This is a genomic window from Rhodococcus sp. 1163 (genome assembly GCF_002091985.1).
In the GTDB taxonomy this organism is placed as follows: Bacteria; Actinomycetota; Actinomycetes; order Mycobacteriales; family Mycobacteriaceae; genus Rhodococcoides.
Map to the genome: position 1 here is coordinate 52,168 of NZ_MKKX01000037.1, position 18,490 is coordinate 70,657.

The 18,490-nt window shown below is 62.9% G+C and carries 15 protein-coding genes; 4 read left to right on the forward strand and 11 right to left on the reverse strand.

The genetic code is table 11. The features are described from left to right. Window positions 1-66: 66 nt before the first annotated feature. The 3 genes from BJD99_RS17420 to eccCa all read right to left on the reverse strand — a co-directional run bounded on the left by BJD99_RS17420 (window position 67) and on the right by eccCa (window position 6,116). Window positions 67-375 carry a WXG100 family type VII secretion target gene (locus BJD99_RS17420; protein ID WP_084348456.1) on the reverse strand — a complete coding sequence of 103 codons (309 nt, stop codon included), beginning with the start codon at window positions 373-375 and terminating at the stop codon, window positions 67-69. Window positions 376-540: 165 nt separating this feature from the next. Beyond that, window positions 541-2,121 (reverse strand): type VII secretion-associated protein, encoded by a 1,581-nt coding sequence (locus tag BJD99_RS17425; RefSeq protein ID WP_143542215.1) that lies wholly within the window; start codon window positions 2,119-2,121, stop codon window positions 541-543. Beyond that, window positions 2,118-6,116 carry a type VII secretion protein EccCa gene (gene eccCa, locus BJD99_RS17430; protein ID WP_084348458.1) on the reverse strand — a complete coding sequence of 1,333 codons (3,999 nt, stop codon included), beginning with the start codon at window positions 6,114-6,116 and terminating at the stop codon, window positions 2,118-2,120. The genes BJD99_RS17425 and eccCa overlap by 4 nt, the downstream gene beginning before the upstream one ends. A gap of 243 nt (window positions 6,117-6,359) precedes the next feature. Between eccCa and BJD99_RS17435 the strand changes: the two genes are divergently transcribed. The 3 genes from BJD99_RS17435 (at window position 6,360) to mycP (ending at window position 10,440) form a co-directional block, all read left to right on the forward strand. Next, window positions 6,360-7,349, forward strand: a complete 990-nt coding sequence (locus BJD99_RS17435) for an LLM class flavin-dependent oxidoreductase (protein ID WP_084348506.1) — start codon at window positions 6,360-6,362, stop codon at window positions 7,347-7,349. Window positions 7,350-7,483: 134 nt separating this feature from the next. After that, window positions 7,484-8,995: a type VII secretion integral membrane protein EccD gene (gene eccD / locus BJD99_RS17440; RefSeq protein ID WP_084348459.1), complete on the forward strand. Its 1,512-nt coding sequence runs from the start codon at window positions 7,484-7,486 to the stop codon at window positions 8,993-8,995. A 5-nt stretch (window positions 8,996-9,000) separates the two neighbouring features. Continuing rightward, window positions 9,001-10,440: a type VII secretion-associated serine protease mycosin gene (gene mycP, locus BJD99_RS17445; RefSeq protein ID WP_373270557.1), complete on the forward strand. Its 1,440-nt coding sequence runs from the start codon at window positions 9,001-9,003 to the stop codon at window positions 10,438-10,440. Here the strand turns inward: mycP and eccB are convergent. After that, on the reverse strand, window positions 10,389-11,840 hold the full coding sequence (gene eccB / locus BJD99_RS17450) for a type VII secretion protein EccB (protein ID WP_084348507.1): 1,452 nt from the start codon (window positions 11,838-11,840) through the stop codon (window positions 10,389-10,391). The two genes, mycP and eccB, sit on opposite strands and share 52 nt — an antisense overlap. Before the next feature lie 262 nt (window positions 11,841-12,102). Here eccB and eccE point away from each other — a divergent pair, with 262 nt between their 5' ends. After that, window positions 12,103-13,788 (forward strand): type VII secretion protein EccE, encoded by a 1,686-nt coding sequence (gene eccE / locus BJD99_RS17455; protein ID WP_084348460.1) that lies wholly within the window; start codon window positions 12,103-12,105, stop codon window positions 13,786-13,788. Here the strand turns inward: eccE and BJD99_RS17460 are convergent. From BJD99_RS17460 to rpsM, 7 genes are all read right to left on the reverse strand, one after another. Continuing rightward, a complete protein-coding gene (locus BJD99_RS17460) occupies window positions 13,758-14,315 on the reverse strand; it encodes an NADPH-dependent FMN reductase (protein WP_084348509.1) in 558 nt (185 codons plus the stop codon). The genes eccE and BJD99_RS17460 overlap by 31 nt on opposite strands. A gap of 52 nt (window positions 14,316-14,367) precedes the next feature. Then, window positions 14,368-15,249, reverse strand: a complete 882-nt coding sequence (truA, locus tag BJD99_RS17465; RefSeq protein ID WP_084348461.1) for a tRNA pseudouridine(38-40) synthase TruA — start codon at window positions 15,247-15,249, stop codon at window positions 14,368-14,370. Window positions 15,250-15,263: 14 nt separating this feature from the next. After that, window positions 15,264-15,854 (reverse strand): 50S ribosomal protein L17, encoded by a 591-nt coding sequence (gene rplQ / locus BJD99_RS17470; RefSeq protein ID WP_084348462.1) that lies wholly within the window; start codon window positions 15,852-15,854, stop codon window positions 15,264-15,266. Window positions 15,855-15,888: 34 nt separating this feature from the next. Continuing rightward, window positions 15,889-16,953: a DNA-directed RNA polymerase subunit alpha gene (locus tag BJD99_RS17475; protein WP_084348463.1), complete on the reverse strand. Its 1,065-nt coding sequence runs from the start codon at window positions 16,951-16,953 to the stop codon at window positions 15,889-15,891. Between the two features lie 97 nt (window positions 16,954-17,050). Then, window positions 17,051-17,656 carry a 30S ribosomal protein S4 gene (gene rpsD, locus BJD99_RS17480; RefSeq protein WP_084348464.1) on the reverse strand — a complete coding sequence of 202 codons (606 nt, stop codon included), beginning with the start codon at window positions 17,654-17,656 and terminating at the stop codon, window positions 17,051-17,053. Window positions 17,657-17,677: 21 nt separating this feature from the next. Continuing rightward, a complete protein-coding gene (rpsK, locus tag BJD99_RS17485; RefSeq protein WP_084348465.1) occupies window positions 17,678-18,091 on the reverse strand; it encodes a 30S ribosomal protein S11 in 414 nt (137 codons plus the stop codon). Beyond that, on the reverse strand, window positions 18,091-18,465 hold the full coding sequence (gene rpsM, locus BJD99_RS17490) for a 30S ribosomal protein S13 (RefSeq protein ID WP_084348466.1): 375 nt from the start codon (window positions 18,463-18,465) through the stop codon (window positions 18,091-18,093). Before rpsM ends, rpsK begins: the two co-directional genes overlap by 1 nt. Window positions 18,466-18,490: the final 25 nt, after the last annotated feature.

Below are 18,490 nucleotides of genomic sequence, written 5' to 3' on the forward strand. Positions count from 1 at the left end.
GGGGCAAGTGGTGGACTCTCATGAGATGTGTTCGAGTGCTTCGCAACCGCGAAGCACGCTCGAACATCACAGGTTCAGCGTGCCTGCGACCGCATTGATCGACGAGACGTTGTCCTGCTCGGACTGGTCGTACTCGATACCACTGGTCTTGATCGACTGACTGATGCCCGCGAGCGCATTCTCGAGTTTGAATGCGCTCGAATCCCAATTGGTCATGACCTGACCGAACGAGGTCGACGCCTTGCCCTTCCAGATTCCCGATGCCGCAAGGTCGACATCCGAGCGAAGCAGCCTCAGCAGCCCTCCGATCTGGTCGCGCAGGCCGTCGACCTTTGCGGCCACGGCGATCATGGTTTCGATATTGGCTTCTGCCATGTCAACTCCTCGATGTCTTCGGTTCCGAGTGCTCGGTCGAGTGCTCGGACTGGGCAGCGGTTCGCCTACGGCGCAAGTGCGATTCTCCCCTACATCTGATTGGACGCACGCGCGATGCCCTTCGGTTCCATGGATGTGGAAATTTCTGGACGAATTGTTCGCAGTTCACTCGGGTGCGACCGTCACAGTGGAGACGACCCCGGCGCATTCGGCATCGAGCAGGTGCTGTTCACCACGCCGACTCTGGCAACCGATGCTGATCTGTAGATCGCCCTCGACGAAGATCTGCCAGTTCACCGTCGAGTCGATATCGGGAGATTCCGTGTACGACAACGCTACTCGGCCGCCGATGTCCCTCGCCCGTATAAGATCGCCGACCACGCCATCGGAAGCACGGGCAGCCACCATCGCAGACAGATCGTCGGCTACCTCGTCGAACGATGCACCCGAACGAAGAACGGTGGTAGTGACCACGATTCTGCGATCGGGCAGATCCGACGGCACGAGAATCGACCGCTCGGCTTCCTCCCGGTGCGACCATCCGTCCGGAATCCGAAGCTCGACGCGGCCGTAGGTGTATTTTCTCGACGGTCCGTCTTCGACTCCTCTCGGGGCCGAGGTAGCGGGTGCGGCAATGCTCGGCGCCGGTGGGGATGAGGTGACAGGACCAGGCACCGACGCGGACGGGATTATCACCGATGCCGAATCCGCGCGCGAGGGATCAGCGAGCCGATCCGGTTCTCCACGCATCGAGACGAGGGCCACCAACACCGCCGAGCTCATCGCGACCACGACCGCCACCAGGACCGCCTGCTGCACCTTCCGACGACGATGGGCACCAGATACCGCGCCGGTATCGACCTCGTCCAGCCAGGCTGCCGCACGGACAGGCATGGGCGTCGTCCTCGCCCAGCGATCCTCCGTCTCGTCTTCGAAGCTGCCCGAAGAACCAGCTTCATCCGCTGGAATCGACAGCCCTGCGCGAGCCGCCATGGACCGAACGATGTCCACGCCGCGCATTCGGTGGATGCGATACGGCGATTCGGCGAGTACTTTTGCGTCACCGCCAGCCGTAGTGTCCAGTACGAATACATCCACCCCCTCCCGATGGCGTTGCGTAGCAACGAATGACGAGACCCGGTCGTTAATCGAACGTTCTGCCCCTCGATCACCACCCACGTCGCGCGTGCCCTGCACATCCCATCTGCATGTCCTGGTGTATCCGCCTCGGCCGTCGGCGGTGACCGCACACACCACCGAATTGAGTTCGGCCAATTCGACGACGATGGCGTACGAAGGCGCTCGCTGACCGAGGGAGTGTGTTGCCGCGCTTGCAGCATCGACCACGATCACCTCACGCGCCAAAGGCATGGCGGCAGCGCGAACGGCGCCCACAGCGACGGGCCCCCAGTGCGACGGGCATGCAATTTCGAGGACGTCGACGATCGGTGGTGCACCGGCCGCAGCGAGCGATGCACCGAGGACACCGTGCACCACCACTGCCGTGGGTAGAACGGTCGAATCGACAAGGCACTCGGCGTCCTCGACGAAGCTGATGGGGTACGCGTGCGCCACCTCCGGTGGGGTATCACGCCCGAGTTCGGTTACCAGGTACTCGGGCGTTCCGTCACGCATCGTTACCGTAGGTCGAAACTCGAACTCGGCGGAACCGAGACTCGACACCGTCAATACCGACACCGGACCGTCCCCGAAACTTACTGCAGCGTAGCTGCTTTCGCTGATCACCGCGCTGTCCACGCTAGCTGAACAAGCGACTGGCCTCGCCTGTCGACCAGCGTGCCACGCCCGGGCGGCATGGCGCTCGGTTTGACCGAACCGATCAGATTTCCCTCGTCTCGACTGCCGCTCATGACCAGACCAGGCGACACGAGATCACGCATACGTGAAATGACGGGGTCGTACAACGCCCGCGATGCCCCGCCCGATCTCCGCGAGAGCACCACGTGCAATCCGATGTCGCGGGCGTGTGGCAGATACTCGACGAGAACGGTCAACGGGTTTCCCGTCGACGTGGCCACCAGGTCGTAGTCGTCGACGATCACGAATATCTCCGGTCCACTCCACCAGGTGCGCTCACGAAGTTGCTGTTGGGTGACGTCGGGCCCAGGCATCCGATCGGCGAGTTTGGCGGCGAGCTCGGTCATCATCGTCATCAGAACAGCTTGCGAGGCTGCATATCCCGCGAGATGGTCGGTGTCGACGGTGCCGAGCATCGTGCGACGGTAGTCGGCGAGGATCAACTTTACCTGCGACGGCGTGTTGGCCTCGACGAGAGAAGTGCAGATCGACTCGAGCAACGCCGTCTTCCCGCACTCGGTGTCACCGAATACCAGGAAGTGCGCCTGCTCGGCGAAATCGAGTGTCACCGGATCGAGTTCTGCCTCGTCGATTCCGATGGGAACCCGCAATTCCGGCACCGATCCGCGTGAGCGTGGCCAGCGGCCGACAAGCAGATCGACAAGCTCGCCTCGCGGCAGACTCTCGGGAAGCATCCGCACAGGTGGCGCCGAAAGACCGACATAGGCCTGCGCAACTGCAGCCACCGCATGCTGAATTCCGACACCGAGATCGACGGTCGACGGCGCGCCGTCGACACGCGGCAATCCTACGAGGAGGTGCAACCCCTCCTTCGTGATTCCGCGACCGGGCCTGCTGTCCGGAACCCGCGCGGCCTTCACTCTCCCGAACTCGGAATCGGACGCGTCACCCAACTTCAATTCGATCCTCGTTCCGACAAGATCCTTTGTTGCAGGACGAATCTCGGCCCATCGCGACGCGGTGAGGATGAGGTGAACTCCATACGACAACCCCTGCGCTGTCAGCGCGGCAAGCTGAGGCTCGAGGGCTTCGAAATCGGATCGAATACTGCCCCAGCCATCTACGACCAGGAAGACGTCTCCGAAACCATCCTCGTCGTCGATCAGTTGCTCGGCGCGACGACGACGAAATTCGACGATCGAGTCGATACCCCGTTGTTGGAATATTCTCTCGCGTCGTCCGATCACTGCCGCGACTTCGGCGACCGTCCGCCGCACCCGGTCGACGTCGAGCCTGCTCGCGACGGATCCGACGTGGGGAAGAGCGGCGAGTCCGCCGAGCGTTCCTCCGCCGAAATCGAGGCAGTAGAACTGCACCTGCGCAGGCGTGTGGGTCAGCGCAAACGACATGATCAGTGTTCGCAGCGCCGTCGACTTCCCGGACTGTGGCCCTCCGACGATCGCGAGGTGGCCTTGGGCCGCTGACAAGTCGACCACCAGTAGATCGCGCCGTTGATCGAATGGGCGGTCCACTATGCCGATCGGTGCCCGTAGCGATGGGATCGCTGCAACCGGCGCCGACAGGACCGAATCGGGAATCATTCGATCGAGCGTGGGCGGCAGATCGAGCGGAGGCAGCCAGACCTCGTGTGCCGCACGACCGCTGCCCTGCAGTCGTTCGACCACGACGTCGAGCACCGTCCGGCTGTCGGGCCTGGCTTCTTCCTCCGGTAGGTGCTCGTCGTACCGGCCGCCGATATCGTCGACTGACGGTTCGACCACATCCATCTGCACCGGATAAGCGCTGAAGATCCGCGGTCGAGCGGTCGCCGAACTATGGCTGCTCCCCCGTACTGCATCGCGAGGGCGGACGTAGGGCCCGGACACGTATGCCGCCGCGAAGCGGACGATCTCGGCAGAATCGCATTTGAGATACCCGGCGCCGGGTTGTGCCGGTAGATGATACGCATCCGGAACTCCGAGAACCGAGCGAGACTCGTTGGCGGAGAAGGTTTTCAAGCCGATCCGATACGACAGGTGGCTGTCCAAACCGCGCAGCTTCCCTTCCTCCAGACGCTGACTCGCCAGTAAGAGGTGCATGTGCAGTGACCGCCCCAACCGCCCGACGGCGACGAAGAGGTCTGCGAACTCGGGCTGTTGGCTCAGCAACTCCGAGAACTCGTCGACGACGATGAACAACGCAGGCAAGGGCGCGAGCGCGGCACCGGCAGCCCTTGCCTTCTCGTAGTCGGACACATTGGCGTAGTTGCCCGAATCCCGGAGTAACTCCTGACGGCGATTCATCTCGCCCGCAATGGCGTCCTTCATCCGATCGACCAGCGACAGGTCTTCGGAGAGGTTGGTGATCACCGCAGCAACGTGTGGCGCTCCTTCGAGCCCGGCGAACGTCGCACCACCTTTGAAATCGACGAGTACCAGATTGAGCTGGTCCGGGTCGTGTGTGGCAATGAGACCCAGGACGAGTGTTCTGAGAAACTCCGACTTTCCCGAACCGGTTGCGCCGATGCACAATCCGTGCGGGCCCATACCATTCTCGGCCGACTCCTTCAGGTCGATCTCCACCGAGCTTCCGTCGGGTGCAATTCCGATGGGTACACGAAGGCGATCACGGCCACGACGGGTTACCCACGCGCGACTCGGGTCGAGGAGACCGACGTCGGCGATTCCGACAAGAAAGTTCCAGCTCGAGATCGACTCTGCGTCCTCTCCCCCGGAGTCGATACCGACATCGACTGCGGTTCGATACGGAGACAGCCTTCGAGCCACGGTTTCCGCCTGTGCGACGCTCATCGCGTCCGAGACGCCGAATACCTCGACGCGTGAGCCGCTGACAGCGCCGATCGAACCGTTCTCGGAGAACAGACGAATGCCTCGGCTGGCAGCAAGCCCGGTGCAGAAGTCGGACAGATCGACGATCGTCACCGAATCGAGCCCTGTTCGCGAAAGATCGGTCCCACTGTTGTCGAGTAAGCCACCGTCGACGATGATCACCAGTTGCGGGACTCCCGCGGCCGGCGAGCCACCACGGGCGAATCTGTTTCTCAGTGAGAGGTGTTCGCCGAGCGAGGATTCGAGTTCGAGAAACGATCCATAGATCATTCGCGCAGTGCCGACACCGTCCCTGGAAACTTCGTGCTGAGTGTGGGGAAGCCATTTGGTCCAGTCCCAGAACGCAACCGTGTCGGGCCCGCAGACCACTGCGAGCCGCAACTGGTCGGGATCGTGGAACATACAGAGCGCCGCCACCATCGAACGCACCATGGCCCGCGAGGAATCACGATCGCCGGACACGGAAATTGCAGCGAATCCGCGAAGCGACACCGCGGTGGGGAGACTACCCACAACGGAATGTGCCCGCACGAACCGCCTCAGTGACACCGCAGAGACTGGTTCGAGTTCTTCGACGGGTCCGGTCTCCGGGGGAACGAGGCGCGTCGCCAGACGCTGGTCTCCCCGACCTATCCGAACATGACAGAAGTCCGGATCGGAGGTGCGGCGCTCCCACATCCGCGGGGTGCCCGCATACGACCACAGAATCGCCGGGTCAGGGTGCGACCACTCGAGCGCCTCACGCTGGCTGGTCGCGGTTGTCGCCACATCCCTGCGCAGTTGGTCGAGGTAGCGCAGATAGTCCTTGCGGTCTTCGTTCGACTCCGCCGTTCTGGCGCCACCACCTCGACCACCACCGGCAACCATGCCCAGCATCGACACCAGCATCATCGCCGGAAACATCAGCATCATCGGGTTGGCTGCCATGCCGGAGGTGAACATCAACGCGACCATGCCGACCATTGCTGCCACCATGACCAGGGGCATCAGCTTCATCAGCAAGTTTCCCGGGACCACCCGAGGTATCTCCGGTGGCGTCTGAAGCGTCACCTCGCCGCCAGGAGTGCGTGGAACTTCACGCCGTGCACCACGAACGAACCGAACAGTATTCACGCCTCGATGCCCCCACCGGTCGGTATCCCCATTACCGCGCACACTTCACGTTTCCCCAACGAGCAGTATGTTTCGCGAAAGGCTAACTCATTCGGTGCTTCACTGCCACCGACCACCCGCTGCTTACCGAGGCGGAATAGGACTACCTCTCGCACGGTTGATTACCGCAGGAAGTGAGTACTCACACTCTTACCGGTGTGTCACTTCGCACTCGAGCTCCTCCGCGAAAGGCAGGCGTACACCGTGTCCGTTCCACTCTCGATTCTCGATTTGGCCTTCATCGGCGAAGGCGAGAGCGTCAAAGACAGTTTCGACGCCAGCGTGGAGCTCGCGCAGCGAGCCGAAGAATGGGGCTACCAACGCATTTGGTATGCCGAGCACCACAACATGACCACGATCGCCTCGTCGGCGACCAGTGTTCTGATCGGACACGTGGCTGCGAACACCAGCCGTATTCGATTGGGATCCGGCGGCGTGATGCTGCCCAACCACGCCCCGCTGACCATCGCAGAACAGTTCGGCACGCTGGCCACTCTGCACCCTGACCGAATCGATCTCGGTCTCGGACGTGCACCGGGCAGCGACCAAGCCACCATGCGCGCGATGCGCCGCGACCCGTCGTCGGCCGAGCGCTTCCCACAAGATGTGCAAGAGCTGCAGGCATACCTGTCGGACGAATCGTTGATTCCAGGAGTGCGCGCCACCCCAGGAGCGGGAACGCACGTGCCCCTCTACATTCTCGGTTCTTCGCTTTTCGGCGCCCAGCTCGCTGCCGCACTCGGACTCCCGTTCGCGTTTGCCTCGCACTTCGCACCCGACGCACTCGAGCAGGCCGTCGCAATCTATCGACGTGATTTCAAGCCGTCGGCGCAGCTGGAAGCACCACACGTGATCGCCGGCGTCAACGTCATCGCCGCCGATACCGACGAGGACGCTCAGCGACAATTCCTCGCCACCAAGCGAAGCCGAGTGAGTCTCCTCCTCGGCCGCGGACGCAAGTTCACCGACGAAGAAGCCGATATGCTGCTCGATTCGCCCCAGGGACGCCAGATCAACCAAATGACGACGTACTCCGCCGTCGGCACGCCCGAGGTGGTTCGTGAGTACTTGGACGGGTTCGCGCGTCACGCGAACGCCGACGAGCTGATCGTTGCTTCCGGCGTCGTGGATCGACAGTCGTGGCTGCGCTCGTTCGAGCTCCTCGCCGATGTCAGCGAACTGGCCCCCGTCTGATCTCGGCCCCGACCGAGCTTCGTTCGCGGTAGCTGATACACCCTCGACGACTCCGGGACGGTACAGTCTCTCGCTGCCGGCATTCGTGCGGAATGCGGCGGTGATTTGCCGTAATCAATTCCGGGGGGAACTTGATGACAGGGAACCTTGTCGAGTCCGTCGACCACACCGGTCTTCGCGTCACGGGTGGGGAGCGTCGCCGCTCGGTCGGCACGTCCGCGCCGATAGCGGCCATGGAGCTGTGCCGACTGACGATTCTTGCCCGGTCGGTGCAAGTGGATATGGCGCTTCCCACCGATGTGCCGATCGCGCTGATGATCCCGGGGATCGTCGATCTGGCGGGGAACCGAGCAGCGCGCGGCGAGGCTGCAGACACCGAGAGCCGTCGGCCGGCGGCATGGGTTCTTTCCAGAGTCGGTCAACCGCCGCTGGAGGCAACTCAGACGCTGAGCGACGCAGTAGTCCGCGACGGTGAACTTCTCGTCCTCGGCGATGCCGAATCTCCAGCCCCGCCACCGCTGTTCGACGACTTGATGCATGCCGTTGCGATGTCGGGAGCTACCGAGAGTCGACTGTGGACGCCCCGGACTGCCCGGTCGGTCGGGTTCGGTATCGCCGCTGTCGCACTTCTGATTACCTGTTTCGGTCTTCTTCGAGAGCCGTTGTCTCGAGGTCCCGGGTATACCCCGGATATCTTCCTTGCTATCGCAGCTGCATTTGTCGGACTGATGTTCTTGGTCGCCGGCTCGATAGTCGGACGTGCCTACTCGGACGAGCGCACCGGAATTTTCTTGTCGGGATGCGCTCTGCCACTGGTGTTCTCCTCGGGTGTGCTTTTCGTCCCAGGTGCGCTGGGCGGTGCGCATCTGATGCTCGGCTCCGCGGTCGCGGGAGCAGTCGCTGTCCTTGCCCTCCGCCTCGGTGGACATGGCGGGGCATTGTTCACCGGTATTGCTGCGCTTTCAGGCATTGCTGTAGCAGCTTCTGCAGTGATGCTGTTCGGCTCTCTTTCACCGTCCGCAGTCGGTGCCGGCGCCACCGCGGTGGCGTTGTTGGGGCTGGCCGCTGCGCCGCGGATGTCGATGATGCAGGCGCGAATGCCACTGCCCCCGGTGCCGACCGCTGGTGCATCGCTCGACGGAGAGGGCGAGACGGATTCGAATTCCTTTCAAGATCTGGAGGACGTCTCACGCACTGCGCGTAGCTACCTCACCGGTTTCGTCTGCGCTTGTTCGGCTGCCGCGACCGTCGGTGCGTTCTGTGCAGCATTTTCCGGCCACCCGATTTCCGAGATCTATTGGCCGGGAGTCGTCCTGGCGTTGCTGACTGCGCTAGTACTCGTCCTTCGCGGTCGCACGTTCGCCGAACTCGACCATGCAGTCCCGGTTGTTGCTGCCGGTTCGATCATCGTTCTCGCCGTGTCGACGACATGGGTGTTTGCCATTCCCGATCGACCGATCATCCCCTTCGCGGCTGCCATCGGTGTCACCGTCATCGCACTCGTCTTCGGATCGTTCGTTCCCCAACGCGAATACTCACCAGTGCTCCGACGCGCCGGAGAACTCGTCGAGTACGCGGCGATCGCTGCGATCGTTCCCATCGTCTGCTGGGTCTGCGGCCTGTACGCGGCGATGCGCGGGCTGTGAAAGCCCTGACGCGACGGACGATGGGTGCGATCGGCGTCGCGGTCGTCGTGGCTGCATCCTTTCTCGGCGGCGGAGCGGCATCCGCGGACAGGCCGTTCGTCGACCCCGCGCTGCTCCCCGAACCGGCTCCACCTGCGCCACCGGAGCCAACCGAACAACGAAATCTCTGTGTGCCCGCTTCGCCCACCCCGGACGGCCCCGCCGTACCCGATGCACAGGGTGTACTCGATTTCCGTGCCGTGTGGCCGATCACGCGTGGTGCCGGTCAAATAGTCGCTGTCATCGATACCGGGGTCTCACCACACCCCCGACTACCCGGCCTCCGGCCGGGAGGAGATTATGTATTTACCGGCGACGGGTTGTCGGACTGTGATGCGCACGGAACTTTGGTAGCGGGACTCATCGCTGCACAGAGTGTCCCCGGCAGCGGTTTCGCCGGTGGAGCTCCCGACGCCCAAATTCTGTCGATACGTCAGTCCAGCAACGCATTTCAACGTGAGAGAACTGCAGGGGACGAGGAGGCGGAGACACCAGCTGACAACGCATCCGGATACGGCAACGTCATGACGATGGCGCAGGCCGTGCGCACCGCCGCAGATTCCGGCGCTTCCGTCATCAACATCTCCGAGGTCGCGTGCGTTCCGAGCGGTAGGGGGATCGCCGACGGGCCCCTCGGCGCGGCGATCGACTATGCCGCTCGCATCCGCAACGTGGTTGTCGTCGCGGCCGCCGGCAACACCGGCGGTAGCGGTGAAGCCCAATGTCGCAGTCAGAACCCTCCACCCGATCCAGCCGATCCCGATGCCGAGCAATGGGATCGAATCGCGACCATCGCCACCCCTGCGTGGTTCGACGAGCAGGTGTTGACCGTCGGATCGGTAGACCCGGACGGACGACCCTCAGCCTTCACCCTCGGTGGCCCCTGGGTGGACGTTGCAGCGCCTGGTACCTCGATGACCTCACTGTCCCCGACGGGCGGCGGTTTGACCAACGGCACAGTCGACGGGCAGGGCAATACTGTGCCGATCCAGGGCACCAGCTTCGCCGCTCCCCTTGTCTCCGCAGTAGCGGCGCTGATTCGGGCTCACCGGCCCGAGCTGACCGCGATGCAAGTGATCGAACGTATCGAGGCCACAGCGCACAAGCCCGCGGATGGCTGGAATCCACTGATCGGTCACGGAATCGTCGATCCACTCGCAGCCGTAACCGCACAAGTGGAAGGAATCGCATCAGCAGCCGCGGTGGACCCGGTGTCGATGCCGGCGCCCGTCGTACCCGACCCACCGGATCTTCGGCCACGGACGATTGCTACGACGGGATCCATCCTCGTAGGGGTCGTACTCCTACTGGGGTTGGGAATTGCGATGCCGCTTCGGCGCCGAAACCTCAGTGGTCACCCTGTCGGGAGGCGCGCCGCATCGGGATCGGGTCCAACACCGTCGTGAGCAGTCAGTGCCGCGGCACGACTCAATGTGGGCCCAGTGCCCAATAATCGAACGATCTGCCACGGCGCAGGGGCAGGAACACCAAGACCCAACGCATCGACGGCATCAGCGTCGGGCACGCCGAACCGAACTCCGGTATCGGCAACGAAGAACGACGCGTCCTGTCGCAAGCTCGTCGGTTCGATGCCGGTGGTCTGCACGAAACCACCGCTGCCAGGCTCGAGGTAGACCTCATCGGCAGCCGCTCCTCCCCCGTCTGCCTGCGCAAGACGCACCGGACGCGCCGAGCCGACGATAGGAAGAGTGCGCCCAGCCGACATGACCAACTGTGCAGTAGGACCACCGTCGGGGGCAGCCTGAGGAATCCACGTCGAACATCCGACCGGCTCGGCGGCCGTATTCACGATCTTCGGGGCCACCCGCGGATACATCTCGACCGGCAACCCTGTCACCGTCGGCGCCGAAGGCAACACGTCGGGGTTGAGGGAATCGATCTCGGGGCTGCCCTGTGAATCGGCAAACTTGATCAGCTGCGCCGTCGACTCCGTGATCGCCTGGATACCGTTTTCCAACACGACGTAATACCGAACGTCGACACCCGACACCTTCACGACCGAACCGATCGTCTTCCCCGCAATCGGGTAGGCCGGAATCTCGCCTGCACGCGCGATCGCCGGTGGGACGATCGCCGGCACCACAGGAACAGCATTCGCAAGTCCGTCACTGACACTCGACGGCCGCACGCCCTCGAGCCCGAGTGCACGCACGACCGAGCGATCGCCCAGATCGATCAGTGCACGGACGCCGTCGTACACCAGGTACGTTCCGTCCGTCGTGCTCCAGAGGAAGGCTTCGCCGTCCTCGAGTGGACCGATTCTGTCGTCGTAGCGCGGGTCCCCCACCACTACGGTCGTACCGGCGACGGCACCCGTGGAGTCGAGCGTGTCGCACACGGTCCATGACTCCGGTGAGCCGGACTCCTCATGCGGCAGGCTCGACGGCGCTCCGGGTATCCCCACCAGCGAACCCCGATCAAGTTTGGCCAACTCGGATTCCTTGACGATGACAGGGCTGTCCGGGCTACCGACGATCAACCGCGCCGAGGCCAGATTCAGAACCGGATGAAACGCTTCCTCCACTCGGACGAACATCGCACCCGAGTCCTTCCCCACCGCGATCGTCGCGTCGCCGATCTTGTCCTGGGGCCGAAGCAATGCCAATGCGGCGCATCCGGCAAGACCCAGACACGCCACTACGAGGCCTACCGCCAACGCCCTCGATTGTGAGCGCATCGGATCGTGCAGCATCCGCACATCGCGACGCACCAAGGCGTGTTCCATCCGTCGGACGAGAAATCGATACCCGCCGACCTGCCACTTGGTTGTAGGCGTTGCCGCCACGAGACCCCCCTGCTGCGCTGCGGGCTCGATCCCCATACGAGCCCTTCCCGCGCGAAAGACTACAGCCCCCAGGCGAAGAGAAGCTCCTCCACGCCCGTGGCACCTGACGAGGGCAGCGCGCGGGAAGAACCGGTACAGTCTCGGACACGAGTCGACGAGCTGCTCTGCTGCTCGACTACGTGGCCTTCGGGGGGAGGAAAAGTTAATTTTGTCTGCGCCAACACGTTCTCGCGGCAGATCTGGGTCGGGTGACAACCGTCAGATGTCCGCGCGTTCCTCGTTGTACTTCGTTTCACTGCGGATTCCCAGGATCGCCAGATTGGTCGGACTCGAGACAGTCCTTGCTGTCGGCGTGGCGATCGCGGTCGCGTTCGACGCCTCGCTTGCCGTCATCGTGTCGGTCGCCGCACCCGCAACGGCAGTTCCATTTCTGGTGATCGCCGGGCGGCCGGTCCTCGACTGGGCCACCACGGGGTCTCGTTACGCATCCCGTACGACATCGAATCCCGGTGTTACACGCGACTACTCGGAAGACGATGGTCGAGCAGCCGGAATCCACTGGCGCGGCGGAACCGTATCGTGTGTTCTCGAACTACACCCTCCCAGTGCGGCGATGACAAGGCTCGGCCGTGCGGAAGCATCCACCGATACCGGACTCGATCTCTCTGCACTGGCCGAGTGTCTTTCTCAGCACGATATTTCCGTGAGCAGCATCGACATCGTCGCTCACGGTATGCGAACAGCGTCGGGTACACCGGCAACCGACGTCTACGAACGATTGATCGGGCCGCTTCCAGCAGTCGCGACACGCACGGTGTGGGTCACCGTCACTCTGGAGATCTCGCACAATCGTGCTGCGATCGACGCGCGCGGAGGCGGCCTATTGGGGGCATCGCGTGCTGTGTGGGTCGCATCCGAACGGGTCGCCCGCGCCCTCGAGGCGAAGGGAATCAGTTCGCGGATGCTGGTGCGCAGCGAGATTCAGTCCACCGCTTCCCATATGTGTCGGGGTGTCGCCGCCAACCGTCTGACCGAGAACTGGGGATCCGCACCACTTCCCGGTGTGATCGACACCGGATTCGGGTTCGACTGTCGCAAAATCGACACCGCTGTCCTCACCGAGTTGTGGGCAATTCCGTCGCTGTCGACAACGATCGCGTTTCGCCTGACCCCGGGTTCGAACTCCAGCCGTGTGCGCATCAGTGGCGCATGCCGTTTCGTGAACCGTGGGGCCACTCCCCGACCCCATATCCCCGGTGCGGTGTCGATGAACGGGCGCCACCGTGAAGCATTGATTGCGTCCCTCCCACTCGCAATCTTCGCTCGTGGCCATGCAGAGCCTATCCGAGACCTTCCTTACGGCATCGTCGAGCGCCTGAACCTTCCGACCTCCGGGTGCGGCCAGCTTCTCGGGTCGGACACTGCAGGCCATGGCGTCGCAGCGCGGGTACATGGAAGAGGCATCGACACCGTGCTGGTGGCAGGTGAACTGTATGTGGCTCAGCAACTCGTATTTCGCGCACTGTCCACCGGCGCACGTGTTCTGATCAGATCCGATCGACCACATGCATGGGGCCCACTTGTCGACTCGATTGCGACAGCGGACAGGCTCCTCATCGACGGCGGCCCACCCCGAGGCACCGGAGGATTCGACGTACTCGTGCAGGATTTCGCCGACGCCGTCGTGGTGCCCGCGCGCTCGCGACCCGACGGCACCACGGTGATGACCGTGACCGAACGTCCACCTCGCGAACCGATGTCGGATCCAGACCTCTCCATCGTCCAACCCGGCGCCGCAGGTGACCGCATCATGGTTCGCGCAGGTCGAAACGAGACCGAGTTGATGCTCGTGACGATTTCCCAGGAAACCGCGTTCATCGGCAGGCCCCGCAGCGTGCGACGCCCTGCCGATCTCACTCAACCCGGATACGGAAACGCTCTCGACTGAACTTTCGATGCCGTTGCCCACCAATGCAATTGGCTCAACATACGGCCGGCAGCGTCGACCGCAGCACTGTCGTCGGTATGACCGCTCTCATCGAACGCGGTGCGTATCCGGTGAAAGCCGACACTGTCGCGGACCGCCACCATGTGCAACTCTGCCGCTACCTGACGCAGTTGCTCCGTTGCGCGCAGTCCTCCACCGAGTCCGCCGTACGACACGAATCCGATCGGCTTGCCCCTCCACTGATATTTCACAGTATCGAGTGCCGTCTTGAGCGCCCCAGGATATCCATGGTTGTATTCGGGCGTAACCACCACCACCGCGTCGGCCTCTCCGATCGCTGCTGCGAACGCCTCCCCTGCAGGAGACGGCGACAAGTCCGCGGGGAGCGCAGCATCCATCAGGTCGATCTTCGTAGCCACGACGTCGTTGCGCTCGGTAACGGTCCGCAAGAACCAATCAGCAACGACGGGCCCGACGCGTCCTGGTCGGACACTGGCTAGAACGACGGCAAGTCCGATCGGGTCCATGGTCACTGTGAAAGCCTAGTAGCCCCGGTTCCACCATCGACCGACCGATCGGCTAACAGCACCCGCCCGGCTGGATGATCGCCGAACGCACTTCGCGCGTCGCCCGGTTCCGCGCTACGAGGTCACCCTCGGCCGGATAGTCGACAGCCATCAGCGACAGTCCGTGCGCGGGCGCAACTGTTATTTCACTCGACCGCGATCGCGTGATCAGTAGCGCTTCGATCCACTCCGGAGTCCGACGACCTTCACCCACTGCTTGCATCGCGCCCACGAGACTGCGAACCATGGACCAGCAGAACGCGTCGGCGCTGACATAGGCACTGACGCGGTCTCCAGTGCGTTCCCAGTCGAATCGTTGGAGTTCGCGGACGGTGGTCGCGCCATCCCTGCGCTTACAGAATGCCGCGAAATCGTGCAGGCCCAGCAACCTCGACGATGCATCGCGGATCGCATCGAGGTCGATCTCTCGCGCCCATCCCACCACGCCTCGCACTTCGAGTGGGTCGACTCCGTAGCGAGCGGTACTGAACCTGTATTCGTAGTGTCGGCGAAGCGCCGAAAAGCGCGCATCGAAATCTTCCGACACGACCGAGATCGCCTTCACCCGAACATCGGTGGGCAAGAACCTCGCCATCCGGCGTACCAAACGCTCCGGCTCGTCGATACCACCGACGACATCGAAGTGTGCAACTTGCCCGAAAGCGTGCACACCGGCATCGGTTCGGCCTGCGACCGTCAGCTCGATGCGCTGCCTCAGCACGGTCGAAAATGCATCCTCCAGCACTCCGCATACCGTCCTGATGCCGGGCTGTCGTGCCCAGCCGGAGAAATCCGTGCCGTCGTAAGCGATGTCCAAGCGAAGTCGGGTGGCGGACCGCAAAGAAGCGGACCCGCCATCCTCGGAAGGAATGGCGGGTCCGCTTCGGTCGTGCATGAAACTCAAGAGGACTAGTCCTTCTTGGCTTCGGTTTCAGTCGACACAGCCTCGGCATCGGCGGCGTCCGACGCGTGAGCGTCGTTGTCCTCGATGCCATCGACTACAGCTTCGGCGTTGTCGACCTCGGCCTCGGTCGCGTCGGCCTCGACAGCCTCGACGACGTTGTCCGCGGCAGGTGCCTCGGCAGCTGGAGCAGCCTGCGAAGCCTTCACGCGACGAGCGCGATCTGCTTCGTTGGACACCGTCTGCTCGTTGACGAGCTCGATGATGGCCATCGGCGAGTTGTCACCCTTGCGGGGAACGGTCTTGATGATGCGCGTGTAGCCACCGTCGCGATCGGCGAAAAACGGCCCGATCTCGGCGAAGAGCTTATGTACGACATCTTTGTTGTTGATGATCTTGAGAACCTCACGACGATGAGCGAGATCGCCATGCTTCGCATGGGTCACGAGCTTCTCGGCGTGGGGACGAAGGCGCTTGGCCTTCGACTCGGTGGTGGTGATGCGGCCGTGCTCGAAGAGTGCCGTCGCGAGGTTGGCCAAAATGGCCTTCTGGTGCGACGCCGACCCGCCGAGACGGCGGCCCTTGGTGGGCTTGGGCATGTTGAATCTCCTAGTAAGAGCTCCAGCGAGCTGGTTACAGCTGTTCTGTCTCGGCGTAGTCCTGCTCGGCGCCTTCGCTTTCAGCGAAGGATCCGGCGTCGGTGTCGCTCCACGTACCCGTGGTGGCGTCGTATCCGGGCACGGTCGTCGGATCGAAGGACGCGGGGCTGTCCTTGAGTGAAAGACCAAGCGAATGCAGCTTGACCTTCACCTCGTCGATGGACTTCTGTCCGAAGTTACGAATGTCCAGCAGATCGGACTCGGTACGACCAACCAGCTCGCCGACGGTGTGAACACCCTCGCGCTTGAGGCAGTTGTAGGAACGGACTGTGAGGTCCAGATCCTCGATAGGGAGTCCGAAGGAAGCAATGTGATCGGCCTCGGCGGGCGAGGGTCCGATCTCGATTCCTTCTGCTTCGACGTTCAGCTCACGGGCGAGGCCGAAGAGCTCAACCAGGGTCTTGCCCGCCGAAGCGAGCGCGTCCCGCGCGGTGATGGAGTTCTTGGTCTCCACGTCGAGAACGAGCCGATCGAAGTCGGTGCGCTGTTCGACGCGAGTGGCCTCCACCTTGTACGTGACCTTGAGCACGGGCGAGTAGATCGAGTCGACCGGGATACGGCCGATTTCGGCGCCTGATGCCTTGTTCTGGACGGCAGGGACATAGCCGCGACCGCGCTCGACTACGAGCTCGATCTCCAGCTTGCCTTTGTCGTTCAAAGTCGCGATATGCAGATCCGGATTGTTCACCGTGACGCCGGCCGGAGGAACGATGTCGCCTGCGGTGACAGCGCCTGGGCCCTGTTTGCGGACGTACATGGTGACCGGCTCGTCCTCTTCGGAGCTCACGACGAGGCCCTTGAGGTTCAGGATTATGTCGGTGACATCTTCCTTTACTCCCGGAACAGTAGTGAACTCGTGGAGGACGCCGTCGATACGGATGCTGGTGACAGCAGCGCCGGGGATCGACGACAGCAGGGTACGGCGGAGCGAGTTGCCGAGTGTGTAACCGAAGCCAGGCTCGAGCGGCTCGATGACGAATTTCGAGCGATTGTCGGCGATGACCTCTTCGGTCAGCGTCGGGCGCTGTGAAATGAGCATTGTGTGTTCCTCCTGTACGGACGTCCGCTATTTGACGTCCAGGTATGGAGACGCATACGCATGTGAGCTTGTCGAAAGCTCACATGCGTGGTGCGTCTTACTTCGAGTAGAACTCGACGATGAGCTGCTCCTGGAGCGGCACATCGATCTGTGCGCGCTCCGGCACCCGGTGAACGAGGATGCGAAGACGGTTCGGAACTACCTGCAACCATGCGGCCACCGGACGATCCCCGTAGCTTTCACGAGCGATCTGGATCGGCAGTGTCTGCGCGGACTTCTCGCGGACATCGATGATGTCGTACTGCGAGACGCGGTAGCTGGGGATGTCCACTCGCTTGTTGTTCACAAGGAAGTGACCGTGGGTGACCAGCTGGCGTGCTTGACGGCGCGTGCGTGCCAGACCAGCGCGGTACACGACGTTGTCGAGACGCGTCTCCAGGATTGTCAACAAGTTCTCACCGGTCTTGCCGGGGCGACGGTTGGCTTCCTTGTAGTAGAGACGGAACTGCTTCTCCATCACGCCGTAGGTGAAGCGAGCCTTCTGCTTCTCCTGCAGCTGGAGCAGGTACTCGCTCTCCTTGATCCGCGCGCGGCCGTGCTGGCCGGGCGGGTAGGGACGACGCTCGAATGCCTGGTCGCCTCCAACAAGGTCAACGCGCAGACGACGAGACTTGCGGGTGATAGGACCGGTATAACGTGCCATTTTCTAAACCTTTCCTTCCCGCTAGACCCGACGCCGCTTCGGCGGACGGCAACCGTTGTGCGGCTGGGGGGTGACATCGGAGATGGTGCCGACCTCCAGGCCTGCGGCCTGAAGCGAACGAATAGCGGTCTCACGGCCGGAGCCGGGACCCTTGACGAACACGTCGACCTTCTTGACACCGTGTTCCTGCGCCTTGCGAGCAGCACTCTCGGCTGCAAGCTGGGCCGCGAACGGAGTCGACTTACGCGAGCCCTTGAAGCCCACGTGGCCCGAGGACGCCCAGGAGATGACGTTGCCTGCGGGGTCGGTGATCGAGACGATCGTGTTGTTGAACGTGCTCTTGATGTGAGCAGATCCGTGCGGGACGTTCTTCTTGTCCCTGCGACGCGTCTTCTGTGTCTTCTTAGGACCTGTACCGCGTGCTTTAGGGGGCATTACTTCGCCTTCTTCTTGCCGGCAATGGTGCGCTTGGGGCCCTTGCGGGTGCGCGCATTGGTCTTGGTGCGCTGTCCTCGGACGGGCAGACCACGACGGTGGCGAAGGCCCTGGTAGCAGCCGATTTCGATCTTGCGACGGATGTCGGCCTGAACCTCGCGGCGCAGGTCGCCCTCGACCTTGAGGGACTCCTCGATGTACTCGCGGAGCTTGCCCAGATCTTCATCGGACAGGTCCTTGCTGCGCAGGTCGGGATTGACCCCTGTCGCAACCAGGATTTCCTTGGAACGGGTACGGCCAACGCCGTAAATGTATGTCAGTGCGATCTCCATGCGCTTTTCGCGCGGAAGATCCACACCTGCGAGACGTGCCATGTGGCAATCCTTTTCGTGTCCGGAG